Here is a 21537-nt window from a genome sequence, read left to right as displayed (position 1 = left end):
CGGCCATCGGAAACTGGCGACCAGGAATCGGTGCCAGCAGCTGGAACATAACCCTACCCTCACGGAAGGGTAGGGTTAAAATCGCCTAGTCGGCCATAGGCCCGCTGGTCACGCAGATCGGCGTGCAGGGCCAGTTTGGCCGGGGCCGATTGCCTCCGGGTTGGCTTGGCATCGCCCCGCTCGATGTGCGGTCTCACGTGAATAGCATTGTGCGCCAACCCTGCTGACCTGAGACAATCCGCCGAGTGCATAAAGTCTTTGTCGGTACGCCAATTGGTTACTGGTTGTGTTTGGCTAGGAATCGTCGCAGGAGTAGCCACACGATGGCGCTGTTGTAAAGGGCACCGGCCAGCAGGTAGGGCCACCAGGTGCCGTGCTCGCCGGCCACCCAGTAGGCCTTGGCCGCCCAGTACGGGGGCAACATCCCGAAGGCAAGGTTCCAGCCTGAGCTAATGAACCAGGGCAGGCACGGTAAGCCGGCCATGAGCATGCCCAGGGCCCGCAGCATGGCCAGTCCCTGAATCTTGTTGTTGGCCAAAGTGATAATGAGTAGCAAGGTGACGACAGCTGACAGGCCCGCAAGCATGCCGATGGGTATGAGTGAGACCGTCAGGCCCGGCGCCAGTACGCCGCTCAGGGACATGGTGGCAACCACGTAGATGGTGGTGATTGCTGCAACTGTCGCGGCCCGGTACCCGAAGAATGTCGCCAGCGGCACCGGCGTTACCCGCAACGCGGTCAGGGTTCCAGCGTCGACTTCGTCCAGGACTAAGAATGCTGCCAGCCCGCCGGGCACGATGATGCTGGTCAGTAGTAAGAACCCGGTGAGTACCAGCGGGTAGTAGGGAACCAGATCGAAGCCGTACTTGTCGTTGAGCATCCGGGTGAACAGCGGCGTCAGCAGCGCCACTCCGCTGGTCCATAGGACTGGAGCGATGACCAGCATTACCAGCAGCGGGTCACGGTAGGTGCCGCGCAGGTCGTTGCGAGCGAATGCGGCTAACGCTTTTGTGTTGATTCGCGGAAATGCAGATGCCAAAGCGGTTTTCATGATAATTACTCACCGGGCCGTTCGATGACGTAGCGGATGAATGAGCGCCGGGCGAGTATCCACAGGGCTGCGATGCAGACAAATGGGTAGCTCAGCGCGTATACCAATTGCCATGGTGTCACTTCTATTTGACAGAAGGCGGCCCCCAGCAACATCAGCGGACCCTGGGTGGGTATCAGGTAGAGCACCGGGTTGGGCCACAGGCCGCTGTAGTGCACAACTGGCGGTATCAGCATGAAAGCCAGCGGCATGACGGTGGCCATGAACCAGTCGGTCACCGACGTGAACGGCAGTGAGGTGATGAACCCGGTGAGCAGCATCAGCAGCGTGCCCAAGACCACACCGGCGCCCATTGGAGCGAGCCGATAGTGCGTGCCGTGCACGAGGGTGGTCACCGCGATGGCCACAGTAAGTGAAATCGAAACCAGTACAACGAGTTTAGCCGCCAGGTATTCGGTGAAGCGAAGGGGCGTGCAGACCAGGGCGCTCAGGGTGCGTTCTTGCTTCTCAAAAAAGACGGTGCCTCCGATGAAGAAGAACCCGATAATCGCGATATCCCCAATCAGGACATAAGGTTCAGCAACGGGGCGCAGTGAGGCGGGCATTGGAAGTAGCACCGCAAGCCAGATCAAACCGGAGAAGATCCCGGCGTGCAGAAATTTCTGGCGCACCTGCAGGGTGAGCTCTAGCCGCAATGCGCTGGCCAGCCGGCTCATGCGAGCTGCTTTCCGGTGACTTCGGCGAAGACGTCGTCCAGGCTGGCCTCGGTGCTGTGGATGGTCTCGATATGGCGGCTGCGTGCGAGCTCGTGGAACTGCGGGTCGTCGGCCAGTCCGTCAATCCCGAACTCGGCGCTCTGCAGTGCCCCGCCGGCGCCGCGGTAAGTGATGCGCACCATGCGACGGCTTCGTGCGACTCTCAGCTCGGCCGGCGTGTCCAGTGCTGCGATGCGACCATCGGCAACGAACGCCACCCGGTCGCAGAGTTCGTCTGCGGTGTTCATGTCGTGAGTGGTCAAGAATATGGTGCGACCCTGTGCTTTTAAACTCAAGATCATGTCTTTGACGATGCGTGCATTGACCGGGTCCAGACCCGAGGTCGGCTCGTCCAGGAACAGTAGTTCAGGGTCGTTGATGAGAGACCGGGCGAACGTCAGCCGCATCTGCATTCCTTTGGAGTATTTGCCCACCCGGATGTCGGCGGCATCGGACAGCCCCACCGCATCGAGTAGCTCTGCCGGCGCGCGGGTCTTGCCGGCATACAAAGAGGCGAAAAACTGCAGGTTCTCAGCGCCGGTGAGCTTGTGATAGTGATTAGGCAGCTCGAAGGACACACCGATGCGCTGGTAATACTGCGGCCCCCATTGCTGCGGGCTCTTCCCCCACACCGTTGCGCGGCCGCCGTGACCGCGCAGCAACCCGATCAACAGTTTCTGCGTCGTGGATTTCCCGGCTCCGCTAGGCCCGAGGAACCCGAATATCTCCCCGGGCCCCACAGAAAAGTCCATCCCCCGGATCGCGGGCTCTGGACTCTTCGGATAAGTGAAGGTCAGCCCACGCACGCAGATCACATCTGTACCCACCGAATACGCGGCATCATTGCCTAAAGCAGAAGTCATGAGGCGGTGCATAGCCTTTCAAAAAAGCTGCAGCACACCAGGTTCACCGGGCACTGCAGAAACGGACAACTCCATCTCCGACCAGGCTTCCCGGAACACCACCGAGCAGTATACTGAACTTTCAGTAATTACAGAAGACTTAGGGGGCGTGATGCCGGAACCCGGCAAGGGAGGTCCCGCCGGCGCCGAAACGATGGCGCTTGTGCTCTCTAGCCATGGACTGCAGCGCATGACCGCCCGCACGCTGGCAGCCCTGCTGTTCACCGAACAGCCCACCATCACCATGGGAGAGCTAGCCGAGCAGCTGCATGCCAGCATCGGCGCTATCTCCACCGCGCTGCGCATCCTCACCGAGGCCGGTCTGGCAGAACGGGTGCCGTCCCCCCGGGTCACGCCGCGACCACTTCCGGCTGTGCGAGAACGCCTGGGCGAACCAGTACACCAACCAAAACCAAGTCACCAACGCCGTACTGACTGCCGCACGAGAAGGGATGGCCGCGACGTCGCCCGACGAGTTGGCGCACCACCGGCTGGCCCAAATGCACGCCTTCTATACATTCCTCATGGACGAAATCCCGGCCCTGCTTGAGCGCTGGCACGAACAGAGCCCACCGTCGTAGCGAAACATTTTTCAGCGCAAAATAATTCATGACAGATTCGGACACTGTTTCGACTCCGCGGTGATGCCGACCGCCGGATCCCCGCCAAGACGCCAATTCGGGTGTTGAATACCTCAGCATGGGCGCGCATTCATTCCCCACCATCGCGGCGGTTTTGGCGCTGGCCACCGTTGTCGGGTTGCTGGCCTTGCGGCTACGTCAGCCCTTGATCATGGCGTTCATCGTAGTGGGCATAGCGGTAGGGCCGATCGGCACTGGCTGGGTGCGCGCCGACAGCGCGGTCGAACTGTTGGCCCGGCTCGGGATAGCGATCCTACTGTTTGCCGTCGGCCTGCGACTTGATCTGCACATGATTCGCAGCACCGGTCCCGTCGCCGCGGTCACGGGGCTAGGCCAAGTGGTTGTTACTGTCGGTCTCGGGTACGGGCTGGCTCTGGCATTGGGTATGGACGCCGTGACCGCGATCTATATCGCTGTGGCGCTTGCATTCTCGTCGACGATCATCATTGTGAAACTGCTGTCGGACAGGCGAGAGCTCGATCAGTTACACGGACGGATCGCGGTTGGTTTCCTCATCGTCCAGGACATCCTCGTAGTCCTGGTGATGATCGTCCTGGCCGCCGTCGGGCCAGGCGGTACACGGCACAGCGCCGGAGTCAGTGTCGCGATCGTGTTGTTGAAAGGTGCCGGGCTGCTCGGGGCACTGGGGTTGCTGATGCGCTACGTCTTGCCGTGGCTGTTGCCCTATGTCGCCCAATCACAAGAACTACTGGTCCTTTTCGGCGTTTCCTATGCTGCGGCAGTGGCAGCCCTGAGCCAATGGCTGGGTTTCAGCTCCGAGGTGGGGGCATTTCTGGCGGGGGTCTCCCTGGCCGGCACGCGATTTCGTGATGCCTTGGGAGCACGGCTGTCGAGTCTGCGCGATTTCCTGCTGCTGTTCTTCTTCCTGGACCTGGGCGCGCGGATCGAATTCGTCGATCTAACAAGTCAAATCACCGCCGCTGCCGTGTTCGTTGCACTCGTACTTGTCGGAAAGCCACTTATCGTCGCTGCGTTCATGGTGGTCATGCGCTATCCGACACGTGTCAGTGTCCTGACCGCGCTGCCAACCGCGCAAATATCGGAGTTTTCGTGGATCCTGGCCGCGCTCGGAGTTGGCCTTGGCCATATCACTAACGCCACCGTCAGCCTGATCACGGTCGTAGGGCTCATCACCATCGCGGCATCGACCTATATGACCACCTATTCGCTGCACATCTACCGGTGGCTCAGGCCAGCGCTGACCGTCGTCGACAGAAACGTACACAGCCGACCACAAACCCCCACCTCCGACAACGACTTCGACGTCGTGCTGTTCGGTCTTGGCAGATTCGGAAGCCATCTGGCTGATCAACTCGGCAGCGACGGCCACCGCGTACTAGCCATTGATTTCGATCCCCACGAAGTGAAGACCAACACCCGCAGCGGTGTCACCGCAATATTCGGCAGCGCCGAGGACACCGACCTCCTGGATGCGCTACCACTGGACCGGATCAGATACGTCATCAGCGCCGTCCCCACATTGCACACGAATCTGGCTCTCCTGCACGCTCTTCGTGACTGCCAGTTCGACGGCATGATCGCACTCACCGCACACACCCGCCACGATGCTCAACAACTGCGCGCGGCCGGCATCCACACTGTGCTCGAACCATTCTCAACGGCGGCCCAAAAGACATCGCAATCCCTACATAGGTTCCTCCAAGAAGGCGACCAGAATCAGGACAACAACGAACACCCGTAGCGGGAGCGCTATGTTAGCGCCAGTTTTCATCAAAGGGTTTTGTCATCAAACCGGTTTGACACTTCATAGCGACCGGTGCTGTTACATGTGCTTGCCACCACGGACGGCAATGAAAGTCGCCGCGACGACTAACGGTATCGCCCAGACAGGCCGGTCCAATGGGAACCCTCACCGGAACTGTCTTTTCAATGCGACAACCTGGGAGTCCAAGGTGGCCACCGGAGGGACTATCTCGTTAACGGTGTTTCCGGCGGTTTCCATCAGTAGGTTTCAGCTGCCGGGAATCGGTCGCTGAAGGTGATCGCGAACGCATTCAGGGCAGGTTTCCACCGCATCGTCCATCGTGCCCTGCCGACGCCGGTTGGGTCCAGCGATCGGGTCACCGGCCGGATCTCCACGTCGTAGTCCAGGAACGCGATGAACTCGTTCAGGCGTTGTCCCGCAATCGGATCACCGCCGGGTAGCGCTGCCCCCATTTCGGGGCCAGCTCGTCGAACGCCGACCGGGCCCCGGTGGCGTTCACGGCGGTGTAGATCGGTTTCACGTCCCGTTCGATCTCATCCCAATACCTGCGGAAAGTGAGCCGAAATGTGTTGCACAGCAAGTGAATGACGCAGGTTTGCGCTATTGTTTACGGGCCACACGTTGCCGACCACCTCGAGCAGTCCCTTGAGCCCGTCGCAGACGACGAAGAATGTGTCCTTGACCCCGCGGTTGCGCAGATCGGTGAGCACGCTCATCTAGAACTTCGCGCCCGCACCGCCGGTGCCGACCCACAGGCCCAGGATGTCACGTTCCCCACCGAGGGTGACGCCGATGGCGGCGTAGAACGGGCGGTTGGCGACCCGGCCGTCGCGGACCTTCTTCACCACGATCGCATCAATGAAGATCGCGGCGTAGGGTTTCATCCAGAGGCCGTACCGTCCACTCGTTCATCTCCTCGATCACCTTGTCGGTGATCCGGCTGATCGTTTCCTTGGAGACCGACGCCCCGTAGATCTCGGCGAAATGGGCTGAAATCTGTCCTGTCATAAGCCCTTTCGCGTAGAATGAGAGCACGACTTCGTCGACTCCGGACCGCCAGCGTTGGCGTCTGCTGACGATCCGCGGCTCAAAAGTCGCACCCCGGTCCCGGGGCACATCGATCTCGACCGCGCCGGTGGTGTCGGTCAACACCGTCTTGGCGCGGGTGCCGTTGCAGATGTAGCCCGTCCCCGCGCCCGGCGGATCGTGTTTGTCGTAGCCGAGGCGCTCGGTCATCTCCACGTTGAACGCGGTCTCCAGAACCGTTTTAGTCAGCTATTTGAGTAACCCGTCGGGCCCGGTCAGCGCCAAGCCCGGTTCCTTAACCAGGCCGGACCAGCCCGACGGCAGCCTGCTGCTCAGTCTTCTTCTTGGCCACATCATCCAGTGACCTCATCACGACACCTTCCTCACCAAGCATCGCTCAGCGCGTCAGTGCCCGAAACACCGTTAAATCCACAGTCCTAACATCACAATGAGAACGGATAGCGCTCGCACGTGGTACCGACGGTTGGCTGCCGACTGGCGGCAATGTCAAGACAAAACAGCGGTCACGTGTAAATGAAAGCAGCACAACGGGACTGATTGTTTCGCGGCACGGTTAGTCAGCCTTCGGGGGCTGTGATCGGGTTGGGGATGCTTAAGGTTGGCACCACGCCTTGCCCAATCGGGAAGCAGTTAAGGTTCTTGCCCGTTTCGGCCATCTTGTTAAGGCAGTTGGCAATGGAGATCCGCAAGTCTGGTGGTGGCATCTTGGCGAGCTCCTCCGCGGCTTCACGTTTTTTCTTGTTGGTTTCCACTTCCTGACCGGCCTTGGTGGTATTCGCACGCTCCTCGTTAATCTGGTTGATGCGCTCCTCGGTCCTATCGTCGTAGTCGATCGTCGGCACCGATACATCCAGAATCTCGACCTCCTTGCCGACTTTGCTGCGCAGCAGACCTAGCGCCTGAGCGGCGATACTCGGCAGCGGAGACTCTTCCAAGTTCTTTTTGTCCAGCGGGTCGAACTTGGCGAACGCCTCATTCAGGGCGACCTTGAGGTTGCGCTCAATCAGGTTCACCCGAACACCGTCAAAAGTCTTGTACTGCACAAACAATTCGTCCGCGGAGTCCGGCTTGATCTGCCACCGGATCGAGGCATCGGCCAACGCGGTCGAGTTGTTACCCAGCCGCACCGGGATCCGGCGGTCACCGCCCGCGACGGCCTGGTAGGTGTCGATCTGCACCGCACCATCCATCTCATGCACCTGCACCCACGGGGCCTTGAAGTGCAGCCCGTTGTTGAATGTCTGCCCGGTGGGCCGATTGAACGCTGTCGCGATACCGACCTGCCGGGTACCGACAATGGTGACCACCGACGACGCCAGCACCACAACAGCCAGGAAGATCGCCGCGGCACCCGCACCGAGCACTACAGCGCGCCGAGCAGAAACCCTGCGCCCCAACACCACCAACACCACACCGACAAGAACCAGCAAAACGGTAACAACACTCGATGTCATCGAATCTCCCTAGAAATGGTGGGTGTGCGTTGCTTCATTGACGTGTATGTCCTAGCCGGAGCACGGCATCCCTCCCGACCGGTGTGCCAGATGCGAGTGCCGTGCGGTAGTTAGTGGCTATTACCGGGCACTGTGAACTGGAAGCCATCCAGGATGGATCGCTTGCCTGCGGTGTAAGCGGGATTGGCGGGTTCGGTGGTTTGGATGGTCAGCACCGTGGCCCAGATCTTGTGCCCATCCTCAACTGCGGCGATCAAAGCGGTCACCGGTCGGTTCTGCAGGGTGTAGGTGATCGTGCTGCTCGGATGCCCGCACACGGTCCCCGCAGCGCGGGACTCAACGGCCATGCCGCCCTGCTCCACGCTGACGATCTCAGCCTCAACGCCCTGCTGCGCTGAAGCGACCTTGCCTGTCAGGTCTTCCAGAGTCACCACCGCGTTTGGCGTGAAATCGTTGGCTCGCAACCCAATATTGGCGACCGCCCCGCGAATCAGCGGCGAATTCATCGCCGCCGAATACTCCCAGCCCTGCGGCGCCGGCACCGCCAACACTGGCTCGCCCGGCGCCTTGGCATCCAACGTGACCCGCGGAACATCACTGGCCACACACCCATCCATGGGGGCCGCAGATGTCGACGACGCCGTCACCGATGCAGCTGGCGTGTCGGATGTGTCGCTCGGCGACTGCCGCGAAGAACACCCCGCCACGACAACGGCCACGCAAAACACGGCGACAGCAGTGCGGTTACATTTTCTCACTGCAAGCAGCCCTTCCTCAATCCCCATCACTTTTAAATCGTTCACACTTCTCATATCTATTAACTCGCTTAACGGGCAATCGAAAGGGTTTGAATATTTTGCGGAAGTTTTATTTCCCAGCAGGGTGAGCCAGAACCGCCGCCATCTGGGTCCGCCGAGGCGCGAAATGCGGTGGCGAGCGCGATCGCCACAACTACGGTCAGCACACCCAACTTGATGGCGATTCGGGCGCGATACCGCGGCGGGCGATCGGCCTGGGGATATGCACTGAGCTCGGTGTGCCGTCCAAACTCGCGGCAGTCCGTCACCTGCACCATGCCCCCACACTCCAACGCGACGGCTGCCTGCCGTTCGCGTCTAAACGAATCGTAGAAAACTCATAGACTGCTAAACATCCTGGTTAATGACAGCCTAGATTCGTTCAGCTAACTTGTCAACCATCAGACGACCGCCCTATCAGAGGCCGACCTCCAACAGCACTGAGGCAGGCCGCAACCCACATGAGTGGCCATCACAGTTCCCTGGGTTCACCCACCACAGACAAAGCCCGCTAACGCTCTCAGCATAGAGACCGAATTCAGCGAAAGGCTCGATCTTCACCTGGCCGTCTCACCTGTCAGCCTGACATTCATCAACTCCCGCCCGCGGTATCACCTCGCGTGGTGCCGCTCCCTTGCTTGGGGGTGTCCCGAGGAACAAAGGAGCGGCACCAGCGACGATTCTGGCAGAGTGCCGATGGAGCAGTGTGGTCTCTGCCGTGCTATTCACCAACCAGCAACACGCAGGCCAGGTCGACACAGCTGCCGCCTAGGGACAATCGCAGTATGTGACTCCAGAAGGCTTACAGAGATGGGGCCGCCGATACCGGCGCCGACAATAGCAACTGTAGGCATGAACCAACGGCATTGATGAGCCCTTGGCAGCAGTACAGCATTTCGACACGCATTGGAGTACATCTGGCTGGCGGTGCGCGCCCGCGCACCTCCCGTCTCCTCCAGCTTGCGTGAGGACTGACCGTCAGCTTTGCCGAGCACCGCCCGACTGATATCCACACACGGAAGTAACTACTTTGAGCCACCACAGTAACAGTCAGCGACGCTTATTCAATTTGTTACCGATTTTCAGGCACCTCACAATTTATACAAAGCTTACTTTCAGCGATCGGAGATATATTCTCGCTGCTCTAAATAATCAGGGTGATTGAAATTACCTTATTGCCGAGGCCGCTTCGTGTGCTTAATATCGACGGTATGCCAACTTTTAACGTTAATTCGGTGGATTGGAACGAGCTGTATCGGGGCGAAGCGGTCTACGCCCCTGGCGATCCGGGCTGGAACATCGGAGAGATGCAGCCTGAAATAGCTGCTCTACATCGGCAGGGACGGTTCGAGAGCCCGATCCTCGACTCTGGTTGCGGCGTTGGATTGACCTCGTTAGGGCTTGCTGGACAAGGCTATGAGGTGGTCGGACTGGATTTATCTGAGAGCGCCATAGAAAAAGCTCAGAAAGCTGCCAAAATTCTCGGGTTGAACATCGCATTTGATACGGCGGATTTAACTTCCGACATTGGATATATCGACTATTTCAACACAGTGGTAGACGGTCTGGTATTCCACTGCCTGCCGCATGAACTCAGGGACAGCTACGTTCGCTGCTTGGCGAGGGCACTGAAGTCCGGTGGCAATTTTTTTGCGCTTGTTTTCGCGACCGAGGCATTTCCCCCGGATGCCGAATTTGGCCCGCGCCCGTTCACTGAACAACAGCTACGCGATATCGTTGGACGGCACCTCGTCGTCGACGAGGTACGGCGTGCACGAGCTTGGGTGAACGTTCCCCGCCACCTGCCTGAAGGTTTCGAGTATCGCAATGTAACCATCGGCTCTGACGGGCGTGCGCAACTGCCGTCGTGGCTAGTATCTGCGCATCGCAGCTAACTAGATCAGGTCGTGCTAGTCGGTTTGTTCCACGGCTAGTCGGGTCGTGGAACAAACCGCACGAACGGCATCTTTTGGCCTGCCTCCCGAAAATCGGCCTCCGAGCCGTCAACGGAAATCCCCAGGACGCGGGGCAGCATGTGCTGGGCTGCGCGGCGGTGTTTGGCTGCATAGCGCACAAAGACATCGCCGCCTTCGTCTTTACTGAGGGGAAGGGCCATCACGAGCAGCACCCGGGTACCTACCTGGATGCTCACCTCGGGCGTAGCGAGGATGTTCTGGTACCAGGCAGCTTTGGAGCCCCAGCCGGAAGCAACGATGTAGCTGTCGTCTGTCGGATCGTGTTCGGCGACTTCCAGTACGGTGTGTCTGGGCTTGCCGCTGATGCGCCCGGCGTGGTTGAGCAGCAGCAACCGCTGTCCGAATACCCATCCGAGTTTGATCCGATAAAGGTAGATCGGCATCCGGAAGGCGGCACGGGTCAGGCCCGAAGGTAGCGGGACGTTCTTGACGATCTGCATGGCGCTCCTTGATCGTTGCGCTCGGTATCTATGGTGTTTGGTCAATGACGTTGTGTGGTGGTCTATCTTCTTCCGGCAGGGTGCAATGGATCCGAGGCTTTGACGGTGACAGTGGTTTCAGGCGTCAGACCGGGCAACGCGATCCGCGGCGCGTCCGGTGTGCCAAGCCGACCTGCCAGCCAAGGCAGGGCGGCAGCGAAAGCTTGTGCAGCGAAAGGCCAGTCATGTCGGCCCGGTCGGGTCGACACTGCACAACGGATACCGTGAGCGCTGGCTTGCTGGCACAGCGAATTGGCGGCAACATCCTGCCCCTCGGGGTTCGCGACGCCGTCGTGCGGGCCGTCGCTGACCGACCCGATCCCTGTGGCGGTCGGCAGGTGGCGCCCCGAAACGCCAGGAATGTCAAACCAGCCTGCTACCGCGTGATACCGCCCGTGGCGGCTGATCACGGTGGCCGGATCGAATCGCGACCATGCCTCGCTGTCACCGCCGAACAGCGTTGCGATGCTGTGCGACTTATCTCCGGTATTGGGACTTGCATCCCCGGCAATGTCAACGAACGTCGTGAATGTTTCGGAGTGCATCACTGTCAGGTCCAGTGCGCAGGTGCCACCCATCGACCAGCCGGCAACACCCCAGTTATGGCGGTCCGCGCTGGTGCGGAAGTTCGACACGATGTAGGGCACCACCTCGTTGACGAGATGATCGGCCGCGTTACCGCGGCTGCCGTTGACGCACTCGGTGTCGTTGTTAAACGCCCCGGTGGCATCGGCGAACACCAGGACGGGAGCGTTCCCGCCGTGCCCGGCGGCGAAATCATCTGCGGCTTGGGCGGCATGGCCGGCCCACACCCAGTCCGCCGGAGTGTTCAAGGCCGAACCGATCATCAACACAACCGGAAGTTGGGGCGCCGGATCGCGGCCAAACCAGGCCGGAGGTAGGTACACCAGCTCAGTGCGATGACTAAACCTCGACGCGCCAACAGGAATCGTGACGGGTGTGATGACACCGGCAGGTGGCTGCACTCCTGCGAGTTGCATGGCCAATACCGTGCCGCGGTCGACCTGACCGGGCACCGGGGACAGCGTGAATCGGCTCCACGCGGCGTGCACCGTGGGCAGGTATCCGATCCAGGCATTCGCCGACAGCCCCACACACACAACGCACAGGGGTAGCGCCACAACCGCCAGTGCGCGCCGCCACCACCGCACCCCACGCCAGCAGACCGCGAGCACCGACACCAGGCCGGCGGCGGCAATCCACAACCACAGCTGCAGCGGCGCCGGGTCGCCGGCAACACCTACCGACCCGAGATACCTATACGCCATCGCGGCCAGCAGCACCCCGACCACAAGCCCCCAGAACATTGTTGCGCGCCTGCACTGCGCGCGGCTCGTCAGAACCACAAAAAGTGCTGCTGCCGTGGTTAATTGGACCACCGCCGGCAGCCATCCATGAAGAAGGGAGAGCTGCCCGACGAAGTGGCGCATCGATGTACCTACAGGCCAGCAGAAGCGGGCGGCTCACCGCCAGCAGAGGTAAACGCGTTCAACGCCCGCACCAACCCGCGACGCTCACGTGGGGGCATCTTGCCTGCAATCTCAGCGATAACGGCCCGCCGGCGCGAGGTGACCTCCTGGACCACGCCTTCTCCGTGTGCGGTCAGTTCCACCACCAACTCCCGGCGCGATCGCGGATGCGGCCGACGATCGATCAAACCGACATTCACCAAACGGTCAACCATGCGACCTGTCGTGGACGGCTGCACTCCCAATAACTGGGCCAAGGTGGCCAAGTTGATCTGCCCCTCGTTGGACAAGATCACCAACGTGCGGAATTGGGGGAAAGTGATCGTCTCATCTACCTCCGCGATCGATCGAGCGGAGATGGCCAACAGCAGCCGCGAGGCAACCAACAGCGAATCCGTAAGGGCATCAAGCGATTCCTCTAGATCTGCATCGTCAACAGTCACACCGTTTCCCTTTCAGGACAGCCCTCCAGTACTCAGCCGAGTGATACAATACCGCACAGCAACTATTGCATAGTGCTATTGTATACGGCGGGCCGCACACCGACACGACTACGGACGCGGCCGGTAGAGGGCGCTGGCGGGTATGACCTGATGCGACGGAGAGGCCCGCCAGCGCCCCCGCCCGTTCCACAGTGCGCGGCCGCAAAAGTTTCGGCGCTAGGGTCAGCGCCCGATGATGCTGGGAAATGGCCGATCCCGCGGGACCGCAACGATAACCCACAAAAAGTATTGCATACTGCTACCGTGTTTGGCGGCTGCTTTCACGTCGCACGGCGCAGCGGCCGGAGCCGGGTGCTGGTGGTGGCGCGAAGATGCGGTGGATACATCGCCAGCGCCCCTCTGATTCAAGGTGACGGATGCCGTGCGAGGAATGCGGTGGTGTGCCGGGAAGCCTGGTCGGCGTTACTGAGTTGACCGATCAAAGAGCTGAGGGTGCCTATGAGTTCAGCGGTGGAATACGGCGCTTACGCTCCTGCCTTTATCCTCGCCATCGAGCAGCACGAGACCTCAACGCTGATCCTCGACCCACACGCGATTCGTCTGCTGCCTCCGGCATCGCATCTGAGAGCTCGGGCCACACGTTGGCCACCGGTGAGGCGGGCGATGATCGCCGCAACCGGGAAAAAGAGCAGCGACAGCGGGAAGGCATGTCATGCCGGTACATCGACGAGCAGCTCATCGAAACCCTTGGCCTGGGAAGCGATGTCGATGTATCTGACTGAAGCTACGGCGCGACGCACGCTCCGGCACATGCCCGAGCTGGCACCGGGGAGCCACTTGGCGTTCACATTCCCGCGCAAAGCTCTCGTGGACGGGTTCGCCATGTACCACGCCCGCGCTGGCTACGACGAGTTTGTGACACAACAGTTGTGGCACTTCGGTCCACACCCCGAACAAGTCGCAGAGTTCCTCGCCGGGTACGGCTGGGATCTGCATCTACATGCGGGCGCGGCCGAATATTTGCAACGCTAGCTCATCGCACGATAAGTCCTAGAACTAGCCAGGAAAGCTGAATCACCTTGAAAAACAGCGCAATACTTCTCACCACCGCCGCCGTTCTCGTAACCGGATGCTCACCAGCCCGCACGCTGTTTACAGCGCAGCAGATGTCCGCGGCCAACCCGCACGCATCAACACTGGCATCAGAGCCGCTGTTGCCCTGGCAGCTGCAGTTCATCGCCCAGTCACTGGACGGGGACGGGTTTTCTGGAGAAGACTTATGGGGCAAACCGACCGTGTTGTGGTTCTGGGAACCGTCCTGCGGCGTATGCGGGCAACAAGCCACGATCGTACGAACCGCCGCCGCCAAGCATCCGGAGATCACCTTCGTCGGGGTCGGAATCAAAGCCAGTGCTACAGAGCTACGGGCATTTACTCGCAACCACCCCATGGAGTTCACGCAGGTCATCGACACCAGCACTAATATATCGAGCCGCTTCGGTATCACCCGGACGCCCTCATACGCGTTTATTACCGAAGATGGCGCCATTAATACCGCCAAAAAGCCTTTGTCACAACATGATTTAACGAAACAGATCAGCAAGCTCAACGACGCATGACCCACTACCGGCATTCATCCGTTCACCCGTACGAAAGGCAATCCATGCCCTCCAAACAAGGCGCATCCAAGTCGGCCACCGCCCCGAACTCCACTGCGGGCCGGGCCCTTGCCGGGATACTCGAAGGCTGCGCCGTCGGCCTGGAAGGGCGGCGCGCCCACCTCAATCCACCGCAGATGAGCCCAGAAGATATCGCCGCGGTCCGGCACGGTATCGCAGCCCTGGATGCCGAACTGTGGGCACTCAAACGAATCTTCCGTTAGCAGGCCCCATACATCCACGACGACATGAGAACGGATCTCGTACCGTTAGGAGATATCGCTAGCGGTTATCACAAAGCGCTGCAGGATCTTTGTGAGGCGCACCTACTACAACACCTGCCCAAAGAGGGCCGGTTACAACCGTATCCGCGCGCTGAGTCCGATCTATGGGCTTGGACGGGCGACTATGTTGGCCAGTTCGGTATCTCGGACAGTCCGCGGTGACTAGCGTCCGCGCCGTCTGACATCGCCAAATCACACTGGAGTCCCCAAACATACCCGGGGGGTCTGCACTCTATAACTAAGGCACCTACGAGTTCAGGCAACGATCACCGCACGCTGGGCCACCCGAAACACCGACATCGCCGGTTCTCCACGTCTAAAAACGCGAACGATCGCCCATCGCGTTTCGCCGAAGCGGCAAGCCCACGGCGTACAGCCAGAGGCGATGGGGACTATCGTTTGGCCTATGCGGCAAACACAAACGCTCCGAAGCCCCCGGCCGAGCGCACTAGTAGCACTGGCAGTGCTCGGCGCTCTTGGCATGAGTGCAAGTGCCTGGGGTGGAGCGGACACACCAACAGCGAGCGCTGCCGGTAGCCCGGACCAACTGGCACTAGCAACGCTGGATCAGATCGCGCAAGGCGACAATGCAGCTGCCACAGCCTATTTTGACCAGACCATGGCGGACATGCTGTCGGCTCCTGCCCTAGGGCAAGCATGGATCACCTACCAACAACTGCTGGGCACATACCAATCGCACGGCGATCCCCAAGATGTCCAACGCGGAGAGCTGACCGTGGTCAACGTGCCTCTCCAGATGGAACATGCGCCCGGCCAATTCAGGCTAACCGTGCACCCCGACGGCACCATCGCGGGCCTGTACTTCCTCAAAGAGGGCGTCCCCGTACCCTGAACTCGCGGCACACTCCAACAGCTTCGCCACTGACACCCACCTCATCCAGCGCTTCCGGGCAATCACGCTGACCGACGTCCCCTAGGCATGCATCGCCCCGCACCCACCCGTCACCGACCGCTCATCCACGGCCCCGCACCTGAAACAGACTACATACCAAGCAATCTCGCCCCGCTCAGCCCCCAAGGTCTCCAGCCATCGACTCCAGGTACCCTCTGCTTCGGCAATACGACCGGCAATTTCAGTCCATAAAGCAGGCCGGTCCCCCGCCCTCGGGGACGTGTTGAAATTCCGATGCAGCTGATCAGTGGTAGTGCCGTGCGCGGTTCCGGAACGCGATGGGGCCGATTCCGGAACGCGCTGCGCTATCAAACGAGCATGACGCCTTCGTCGGCCCCCGCGACAACGACCTTCGCAGCGTGAAGGCTTGTCAGGCCCATGGCCTCATCTCAGCCACGATGAATCGGACGCCAATTTTGGGCTCCATAGCGGTGCATTGGGCCGCTGATAGTGCTTCGATGGAGCACTAGACGTAGGTCGTGCCCTACAAGGCCCCGGACTGTTTGATCTGCCCGTCGATGCCGGCGAGACGGCCCGCCGCGATCTCGCCGAACGGTTGGCGCCCGACATGAAGTCGGTCCGGGATGCCCACCCCCAACCTGGCATCCTCGCGCGTCGACGCACCACGTGGAAAAAGGTTCACGGACAGGGTGATCGACCGGCTATGGCTGATTTGCACAACCCGGCGCAGCTGGATGTGCTGAAGCGGGACGGTGAGATCGTGTGCCGGTCAGCCGAGGGAGGGTAGCAGCAACGGCTGTAGTCGGTAACCGGGCGGCTCGGTGCCGTGTAGATGCCGCACAAAGTAGTCCCAGGTGCGACGTAACGAATAGTGCAGCCAACCGATCAGCGAGTGCTCGGCACCAGGAATCATGATCAGATCGAAGTCCTTGTCCGCCTTGATGAGTGCATCGGCCAGCCGCATCGTCATATACGGGTGTGCGTTGTCATCGAGTTCACCGTGGATGAGCAGCAGCTTGCCTTTCAGGTTGGCGGCCAGCGTGGTGTTCGAGATCGCCGCTTTGCCTTCGGTACTGAGATCGCCGTGGTAGTGCTCGGCCCACATCGCCAGGTTGAGGGCGTTGTCATGATTGCCCGAGACCGCGACGGCCACCGAGTAGAAGTCCGGATAGCGCAGCGCGGCACGCGCCGCGGCGAACGCACCGGCGGACTGTCCCGTAATCCCGACCCGGGCAGTGTCCAGCCACGGATACCGCTGTCCGAGTTCGCGGATTGCGGCGATATGGTCGTCCAGGGCGCCGGCGTTGCCGAGATCCCCATAGGAGTGGTCGTGAAATGCCTTGCTGCGCCCCGCGCTTCCACGACCGTCGATGGCCACCACCGCGAACCCGAGCGCGGCGAAAGCCTCCGGCTCGCCATAGTGCGGCGGGTTGAACATCGGTCCGGCGCGGTAGAGCTGCGGCCCCGGATAGATGTGTTCGATGATCGGGTACGTGCGGTCCGGGTCCAGATCGTGCGGTCGCCAGAGCAGACCGTAGATGGAAGTCTTACCGTCCGCTGCGGTCGCCCGGAACCGCTCCGGCGGTTGCCAGCCCAGAATCTCGAGGTCTTCGGTGTCGGGCGTCTCCAACTCCACCACCACTCGACCATCCCCGTCGAGTACCACCGAGCGTGGCGGCCGGCTCGGGCTTGAGGCTCGATCCACAAGGTAGCCGCCCTGCGGCGGGCTGACCGCTTCATGGTCCAGATCGTCATCTGTGAGGCGGGTGAACCCGTTGCCGTCCAGTCTGATTCGGCAGAGCTGCCGCAGATACGGGTCGGCCTCGACCAGACCGTTGGCCGCAAAGTACACCTGTCGAGCCTCCTCGTCGACCCACAACAGGCTGCTCACCAGCCACGGCCCGGCGGTAATCTGGGTGACCTGGGCGCCGTCGGCCGAATAGAGGTACAGGTGGCCCCAACCGTCGCGCTGCGACCACCACAGGATCTCGCCGGTTTCCAGCACCCGCACCATGTGCGGGTCGCCGAGCAGCACGGTCGCGTCGACCCGGGTCTCGCCCGTGTCGGTGATTAGCGTGCTGACCGCGCCGGTCGACGGGTCGAGGCCACACAGTTGCAACGTCCGCGCGTCACGCGAATGGTGCAGGTAGTGAACGGCGTCCGCACTCGACCACCAGGCGTAGAGGAGTGCGACATTGTGCATGATCGGTGTCGGCTCGGTCTGCTGCCGTACGATCGTGCGTTGGTCGACGTCGAGCACGTTCCAGGTCATCGTTGCAACGGCGTCCTCGCCGGGCATGGTGTAGCGGGTGCGGTGTTCCACCGGCCGGCCGCCGTCGGCAGGGCTGGATTCGACGAGCACCAGTTCGGGCACCTCGCGTTGATCGATGCGCGCAACCAGGATTCGGGTGGAGTCGGGCGACCAGTGCAGGATCATCGGCGGCGGTATGCCGAGTGCACGTGTCAGTGCTCGCGCGCCGGTAGTCTCCGGCATACCGCCGTAATCGAAGTAGGGTTCGGCGTCATCGGTGAGGGCATGTTCGGTGCCATCGGCCCGGTTGCGGACCCAGATATTGCCCTCGCGGCGGAACGCATCCCACCGTTCGTCGGGCGAGGGGATCCCGCCCGGAATGGGTGCGGCGGTGTCGGATTCGGTGCAGGCGTTGTCCGCCCATTGCCAATTCCGGCCGAATGCGCTGAACAGTACGGTGTCGTCTGCCCGGATGTCCACGGCGTGTATCGGTAGATCGGCACCGGACACCGCCTGCCCCGCCGCCACCGACAGTGCGGCGGCCAGCGCGTCGTGGTTGAAGGCGGCACGACGCGTCTTCGCGCCGGGATCGACCGCGACGTAGCGGGTTCCGATGCGGTACCAGAATCGGGCACCGTCGGCCAACCACTGTGGTGTCAGCACGGTGCCCGGCACGCGCCGGGCCCGGTGCGGGAAAAGCATCTGTTCGGCACGCGCGTAATCGGAATCGCTCAGCAATGTCGTCACACCAGTCATCCAACACTCGGACGTAGCGGCACAGTCAAGAGCGACTTGACCGTGCCGCAGCGGCACAGCGTCTGGTGGACGAATGTCGTTCATCGCCGTTGCCTACCTGGGTTCACATTTCCTGAGTTTCCTCGGCAACGGGATCCTGGCGGTGGCGTTGCCGTTGATCGTGCTGCAGGCTACCGCGAGTCCGCTCAGTGTCGGCGCGGTCTCGACGGCGACCGCGGTGCCTGCGCTATTAGTCGGACTGTGCGCCGGGGTGCTGATCGACCGGGTGAACCGGCGTACCTGTTCGATCATTTCGGACCTGGTGTCGGCCGCCGCTGTGGCAGCGATCCCACTGGTGGATTTGGCGACCGGACTGACCATCGGCTGGCTGGTGGCGCTGGCGATCCTTGGGTCGTTCGGCGACGTCCCGGGTATGACGGCCCGGCAGGTGATGGTGCCGGCGGTGGCCCGGCACTCCGGGGTGCCTTTGGAGCGGCTGATCGGTCTACGTCAGTCGATGACCTCGGCGGCGCTGGTGATCGGGCCGGCCGCGGCGGGCACACTACTGACGTTGTTCGGGGGCAGCACAGCGCTTTTCGTGACGGCGGCGACATCATCAGCAGCAGCATTGGTCACCGCGACCCTGCCACCAAGGCTCGGAGAGGTGGAAAGTGCTGCCGCCAATCAGGATTCGCTGCTGGGTCGACTGACCGCCGGCGCGGCTGCTCTGCGCGGCAGCCGGTTCCTGATCAGCACCGTCGCCCTCACCGTGGGTTTGGGGGTGGCGCTGGGGGGCCTGCAGGGACTGGTGTTACCGCTGTACTTCAGCGAGTTGTCCCGACCCGATCTACTGGGTTTCGTGCTGACCGCGCTGGCAGTCGGCATGCTGGTCGGCACCACGGTGTTTGCCGTAGTCAGCGCGCGGATGTCGCGGCGACGGTGGCTGATCGGCGCGCTGAGCGGGACGACTGTGGGATTCCTGCTGCTCGCGACACTGGCCGGTCCGGGCTGGGTGTTCGCCGGCGCCGCGCTGTTCGGTATCAGCAACTCGGTACTGGGAGCGGTGCTGGGAGTGCTACAGGCTCAACGCATCCCGGACAGAATCCGGGGCCGGGTGCTGAGCCTGCAGAACTCCTGCCTGCAGGTGGCCGTCCCGGCCGGAGTCGGACTCGCAGGTCTGGTGGCCGAATGGGGCTCGCCGGTCGCGGCCGGGCTCGCCCTGTTGGGCCTCTGGTTTTCGGTGCTAGTCCTAGCGGGGACGGTGTCGCGTCAGTCGACCGGTGTGTAGCTGAGGCGTCGTTCTGGCCGGCACCGCGGTGCTGATGCTGCGCCATCGTCGGTTGCGTCTGGGGACCAACGAGGCCGCCGAGTTTCCGACCTTGCTGCCGCACGCGATCGGGGCCGAGGGTGGACCGTGCGAGATCGGACGTGACGGCATGGTCAGAGTCGTGCTGACGGATGCGGTCGACTGTGCCCCCACGGAAGCACCTTTGGTGACGGTCGATCTGCTGTGGGGCTTGACCATGTCGTGGATTGCGGTTGCCGTGGTTGACCCTCCCGACGTCGCCGAGGCGATCAGAGCGATCGGGATGGGGATCATGCCGGTACTCCGGGAGAGTTCCCGAAGATCCTCACCGCGTCATACCTGGTGGCCATCCCTCTAATCTCCGCGGTCAGTATCCGAGCCCGTGATACAAGATGCCCGCACTGTTATAGGCGATGTGCACCATGACAGCAGGCCAGATCGAACCCGAGCGCCACAGCAGGACACCGTTGGCCAGACCGATCATGAGGGCCAAAGGCATCACGCTGTTGATCCCATGTGCCACAGCGAAAACTGCCGCGCTGAAGACCACGCTGATGCAGCTCCCCCAGCGGAACAGGAAAGTGGCAAGCACACCACGAAATAAAGCTTCCTCACCGAGCGGCGTCAAGATACCGCCCAGCCCCACTGCCACGATAAGAGGCACTGCTCCCGACCGAGCAGCATCACGGTAGGGCTGCTGAACACCCTCCGACCCCGGAAACAGCGGATCAAAAATCGCCGAAACCGGCCAACTAAGCCCGAAGCAGGTCAGGCCGATTACGACGCCGGTTAGCAGCCACAGGAAACTCGTATGCCGCAACCCGAACGGACGGACATCACGAATCCGAACGAGGACTGCAGCAGCAAACCCTCCCAACGGCGCAAGCCCTGAAATCAGGAAGTTCACATGTCCGAGGGCAATGGGGAAATCTTCCGGCACGAGGTATGCGGTCACGCCGCCTACTAGATACAGAAAGACAGCGGTGGCCGCAGCTACACCAAGTTCCAGCCAGCCGAGCCGAGCAGGTCCGCTCGCCACGCCAAAGTCCTCTACAACACTCACGTGGCGAAGTATCAGCTATGCCCCAAGGGCACACTCAAGCCTCGTCGCGCCGCGGCACTGCCTCAACAACACCCTCGACCGCACCCTCTACGGCGGACGCATGCCCGCCCACACCGCCAGCCGCCAGCCGCCAGCCGCCGTCATGATCGGATTCGCGTTGGGCCGCAACGCCATCACTCACTACCTGTATCAGTGCAATCAAAAGACTGCCGCGGCCTGACGGGGCACCCGCCTACCCACCGCTCAGTCACACAGGTCCCAACAAACTCATCGGGTCACGCTGGCATCATCGGCACCACCTCTCGACTCTCTACCGGCCGACGTCGGAGGCGCCCCCGCCGACCCGCTAGAGTTTTAGACACCTATTCACACAGGCCCCCCGCCCTCGTAGCTCAGGGGATAGAGCACGGCTCTCCTAAAGCCGGTGTCGCAGGTTCGAATCCTGCCGAGGGCACCAGGTCAGAGCACTTTCCAACTCCTGCGTGCAACTTACGTGCAATACGGCCCGGCCGAACTCCGTTATCAAAGCAACGTTAGGGAGCCAAGCGAAGAAAAAGGCGGTTCTACCCTTCCTCGATGTCGCT

At 61.5% G+C, this 21537-nt stretch carries 21 protein-coding genes, 1 tRNA gene and 2 pseudogenes; 10 read left to right on the top strand and 14 right to left on the bottom strand.

Going from position 1 to position 21537, the window contains the following annotated elements; all coding sequences use genetic code 11:
• Positions 1-277: 277 nt before the first annotated feature.
• From B4383_RS09525 to B4383_RS09515, 3 genes are read right to left on the bottom strand one after another with little or no spacing between them, the layout of a single operon-like run.
• On the bottom strand, positions 278-1051 hold the full coding sequence (locus tag B4383_RS09525) for a fluoroquinolone transporter permease (RefSeq protein WP_078290474.1): 774 nt from the start codon (positions 1049-1051) through the stop codon (positions 278-280).
• A gap of 5 nt (positions 1052-1056) precedes the next feature.
• Positions 1057-1767, bottom strand: a complete 711-nt coding sequence (locus B4383_RS09520) for a fluoroquinolone transporter permease (RefSeq protein WP_078290473.1) — start codon at positions 1765-1767, stop codon at positions 1057-1059.
• Positions 1764-2669: an ABC transporter ATP-binding protein gene (locus tag B4383_RS09515; protein ID WP_078290472.1), complete on the bottom strand. Its 906-nt coding sequence runs from the start codon at positions 2667-2669 to the stop codon at positions 1764-1766. The genes B4383_RS09520 and B4383_RS09515 overlap by 4 nt, the downstream gene beginning before the upstream one ends.
• A gap of 151 nt (positions 2670-2820) precedes the next feature.
• Here B4383_RS09515 and B4383_RS09510 point away from each other — a divergent pair.
• Positions 2821-3289 (top strand): annotated as a pseudogene (locus B4383_RS09510) (MarR family transcriptional regulator).
• Between the two features lie 118 nt (positions 3290-3407).
• On the top strand, positions 3408-5072 hold the full coding sequence (locus tag B4383_RS09505) for a cation:proton antiporter family protein (protein ID WP_078290471.1): 1665 nt from the start codon (positions 3408-3410) through the stop codon (positions 5070-5072).
• Positions 5073-5332: 260 nt separating this feature from the next.
• On the opposite strand, the pseudogene B4383_RS09500 reads toward B4383_RS09505, so the two are convergent.
• From B4383_RS09500 to B4383_RS09485, 4 genes and pseudogenes are all read right to left on the bottom strand, one after another.
• Positions 5333-6492: pseudogene (locus B4383_RS09500) on the bottom strand (IS256 family transposase).
• Positions 6493-6700: 208 nt separating this feature from the next.
• Entirely contained in the window at positions 6701-7597 is an 897-nt protein-coding gene (locus tag B4383_RS09495; protein ID WP_078290470.1) for an SPFH domain-containing protein, read from the bottom strand.
• Between the two features lie 110 nt (positions 7598-7707).
• A complete protein-coding gene (locus B4383_RS09490) occupies positions 7708-8214 on the bottom strand; it encodes an LpqN/LpqT family lipoprotein (RefSeq protein ID WP_078290469.1) in 507 nt (168 codons plus the stop codon).
• 209 nt (positions 8215-8423) lie between these two features.
• Positions 8424-8672, bottom strand: a complete 249-nt coding sequence (locus B4383_RS09485) for a hypothetical protein (protein WP_078290468.1) — start codon at positions 8670-8672, stop codon at positions 8424-8426.
• Positions 8673-9605: 933 nt separating this feature from the next.
• Between B4383_RS09485 and B4383_RS09480 the strand changes: the two genes are divergently transcribed.
• The gene (locus B4383_RS09480; protein ID WP_078290608.1) at positions 9606-10289 is read left to right on the top strand and encodes a class I SAM-dependent methyltransferase; all 684 of its coding nucleotides are present in this window, start codon (positions 9606-9608) and stop codon (positions 10287-10289) included.
• Between the two features lie 35 nt (positions 10290-10324).
• On the opposite strand, the gene B4383_RS09475 is transcribed toward B4383_RS09480, so the two are convergent.
• The 3 genes from B4383_RS09475 to B4383_RS09465 form a co-directional block, all read right to left on the bottom strand.
• On the bottom strand, positions 10325-10810 hold the full coding sequence (locus tag B4383_RS09475; protein ID WP_078290467.1) for a nitroreductase family deazaflavin-dependent oxidoreductase: 486 nt from the start codon (positions 10808-10810) through the stop codon (positions 10325-10327).
• Positions 10811-10872: 62 nt separating this feature from the next.
• Complete coding sequence (locus B4383_RS09470) at positions 10873-12300, bottom strand: alpha/beta hydrolase-fold protein (protein ID WP_078290466.1); 1428 nt, start codon at positions 12298-12300, stop codon at positions 10873-10875.
• 8 nt (positions 12301-12308) lie between these two features.
• Positions 12309-12782, bottom strand: a complete 474-nt coding sequence (locus tag B4383_RS09465) for a MarR family transcriptional regulator (protein ID WP_078290465.1) — start codon at positions 12780-12782, stop codon at positions 12309-12311.
• A 498-nt stretch (positions 12783-13280) separates the two neighbouring features.
• Here B4383_RS09465 and B4383_RS09460 point away from each other — a divergent pair, with 498 nt between their 5' ends.
• The 4 genes from B4383_RS09460 (at position 13281) to B4383_RS09445 (ending at position 15577) form a co-directional block, all read left to right on the top strand.
• Positions 13281-13814, top strand: coding sequence for a hypothetical protein (locus B4383_RS09460; RefSeq protein ID WP_139360656.1), 534 nt, complete (start codon positions 13281-13283; stop codon positions 13812-13814).
• A 47-nt stretch (positions 13815-13861) separates the two neighbouring features.
• A complete protein-coding gene (locus B4383_RS09455; RefSeq protein ID WP_139360655.1) occupies positions 13862-14401 on the top strand; it encodes a redoxin family protein in 540 nt (179 codons plus the stop codon).
• A gap of 44 nt (positions 14402-14445) precedes the next feature.
• On the top strand, positions 14446-14664 hold the full coding sequence (locus B4383_RS09450; RefSeq protein ID WP_078290462.1) for a hypothetical protein: 219 nt from the start codon (positions 14446-14448) through the stop codon (positions 14662-14664).
• A gap of 541 nt (positions 14665-15205) precedes the next feature.
• Positions 15206-15577: a DUF3887 domain-containing protein gene (locus tag B4383_RS09445; protein WP_176138395.1), complete on the top strand. Its 372-nt coding sequence runs from the start codon at positions 15206-15208 to the stop codon at positions 15575-15577.
• A 544-nt stretch (positions 15578-16121) separates the two neighbouring features.
• Here the strand turns inward: B4383_RS09445 and B4383_RS26630 are convergent.
• Both B4383_RS26630 and B4383_RS09440 read right to left on the bottom strand, forming a co-directional pair.
• Positions 16122-16280, bottom strand: coding sequence for a hypothetical protein (locus B4383_RS26630; protein ID WP_176126691.1), 159 nt, complete (start codon positions 16278-16280; stop codon positions 16122-16124).
• 87 nt (positions 16281-16367) lie between these two features.
• Positions 16368-18596, bottom strand: coding sequence for a DPP IV N-terminal domain-containing protein (locus B4383_RS09440; RefSeq protein WP_078290607.1), 2229 nt, complete (start codon positions 18594-18596; stop codon positions 16368-16370).
• Between the two features lie 82 nt (positions 18597-18678).
• On the opposite strand from B4383_RS09440, the gene B4383_RS09435 reads away from it, so the two are divergent.
• Together B4383_RS09435 and B4383_RS26895 are read left to right on the top strand one after the other, a co-directional pair.
• Positions 18679-19872, top strand: a complete 1194-nt coding sequence (locus B4383_RS09435) for an MFS transporter (RefSeq protein WP_078290460.1) — start codon at positions 18679-18681, stop codon at positions 19870-19872.
• 34 nt (positions 19873-19906) lie between these two features.
• Entirely contained in the window at positions 19907-20248 is a 342-nt protein-coding gene (locus B4383_RS26895; protein WP_217697278.1) for a hypothetical protein, read from the top strand.
• A gap of 9 nt (positions 20249-20257) precedes the next feature.
• Here B4383_RS26895 and B4383_RS09425 read toward each other — a convergent pair whose 3' ends face one another.
• Both B4383_RS09425 and B4383_RS26625 read right to left on the bottom strand, forming a co-directional pair.
• Complete coding sequence (locus B4383_RS09425; protein ID WP_078290459.1) at positions 20258-20953, bottom strand: type II CAAX endopeptidase family protein; 696 nt, start codon at positions 20951-20953, stop codon at positions 20258-20260.
• Positions 20954-20987: 34 nt separating this feature from the next.
• Positions 20988-21134, bottom strand: coding sequence for a hypothetical protein (locus tag B4383_RS26625; RefSeq protein ID WP_176126693.1), 147 nt, complete (start codon positions 21132-21134; stop codon positions 20988-20990).
• A gap of 200 nt (positions 21135-21334) precedes the next feature.
• On the opposite strand from B4383_RS26625, the gene B4383_RS09420 reads away from it, so the two are divergent.
• Positions 21335-21410, top strand: a tRNA-Arg gene (locus tag B4383_RS09420).
• The last annotated feature ends 127 nt before the right edge of the window (positions 21411-21537 follow it).

This window comes from Mycobacterium sp. D16R24 (assembly GCF_002013385.1).
Lineage (GTDB): Bacteria > Actinomycetota > Actinomycetes > Mycobacteriales > Mycobacteriaceae > Mycobacterium.
The sequence above is the reverse complement of the archived record's forward strand: the minus strand, read 5'-3'. Positions and strand labels throughout refer to the sequence as shown.

Excerpts from the sequence above, each read along its gene's own strand:
- B4383_RS09475 (WP_078290467.1), bottom strand. The coding sequence starts at position 10,810 with ATGCAGATCGTCAAGAACGTCCCGCTACCTTCGGGCCTGACCCGTGCC.
- B4383_RS09515 (WP_078290472.1), bottom strand. The coding sequence starts at position 2,669 with ATGACTTCTGCTTTAGGCAATGATGCCGCGTATTCGGTGGGTACAGAT.
- B4383_RS09485 (WP_078290468.1), bottom strand. The coding sequence starts at position 8,672 with ATGGTGCAGGTGACGGACTGCCGCGAGTTTGGACGGCACACCGAGCTC.
- B4383_RS09435 (WP_078290460.1), top strand. The coding sequence starts at position 18,679 with ATGTCGTTCATCGCCGTTGCCTACCTGGGTTCACATTTCCTGAGTTTC.
- B4383_RS09480 (WP_078290608.1), top strand. The coding sequence starts at position 9,606 with ATGCCAACTTTTAACGTTAATTCGGTGGATTGGAACGAGCTGTATCGG.
- B4383_RS09450 (WP_078290462.1), top strand. The coding sequence starts at position 14,446 with ATGCCCTCCAAACAAGGCGCATCCAAGTCGGCCACCGCCCCGAACTCC.
- B4383_RS09490 (WP_078290469.1), bottom strand. The coding sequence starts at position 8,214 with ATGGATGGGTGTGTGGCCAGTGATGTTCCGCGGGTCACGTTGGATGCC.
- B4383_RS09520 (WP_078290473.1), bottom strand. The coding sequence starts at position 1,767 with ATGAGCCGGCTGGCCAGCGCATTGCGGCTAGAGCTCACCCTGCAGGTG.
- B4383_RS09525 (WP_078290474.1), bottom strand. The coding sequence starts at position 1,051 with ATGAAAACCGCTTTGGCATCTGCATTTCCGCGAATCAACACAAAAGCG.
- B4383_RS09505 (WP_078290471.1), top strand. The coding sequence starts at position 3,408 with ATGGGCGCGCATTCATTCCCCACCATCGCGGCGGTTTTGGCGCTGGCC.
- B4383_RS26895 (WP_217697278.1), top strand. The coding sequence starts at position 19,907 with ATGCTGCGCCATCGTCGGTTGCGTCTGGGGACCAACGAGGCCGCCGAG.
- B4383_RS09470 (WP_078290466.1), bottom strand. The coding sequence starts at position 12,300 with ATGCGCCACTTCGTCGGGCAGCTCTCCCTTCTTCATGGATGGCTGCCG.
- B4383_RS09445 (WP_176138395.1), top strand. The coding sequence starts at position 15,206 with ATGAGTGCAAGTGCCTGGGGTGGAGCGGACACACCAACAGCGAGCGCT.
- B4383_RS09495 (WP_078290470.1), bottom strand. The coding sequence starts at position 7,597 with ATGACATCGAGTGTTGTTACCGTTTTGCTGGTTCTTGTCGGTGTGGTG.
- B4383_RS09460 (WP_139360656.1), top strand. The coding sequence starts at position 13,281 with ATGAGTTCAGCGGTGGAATACGGCGCTTACGCTCCTGCCTTTATCCTC.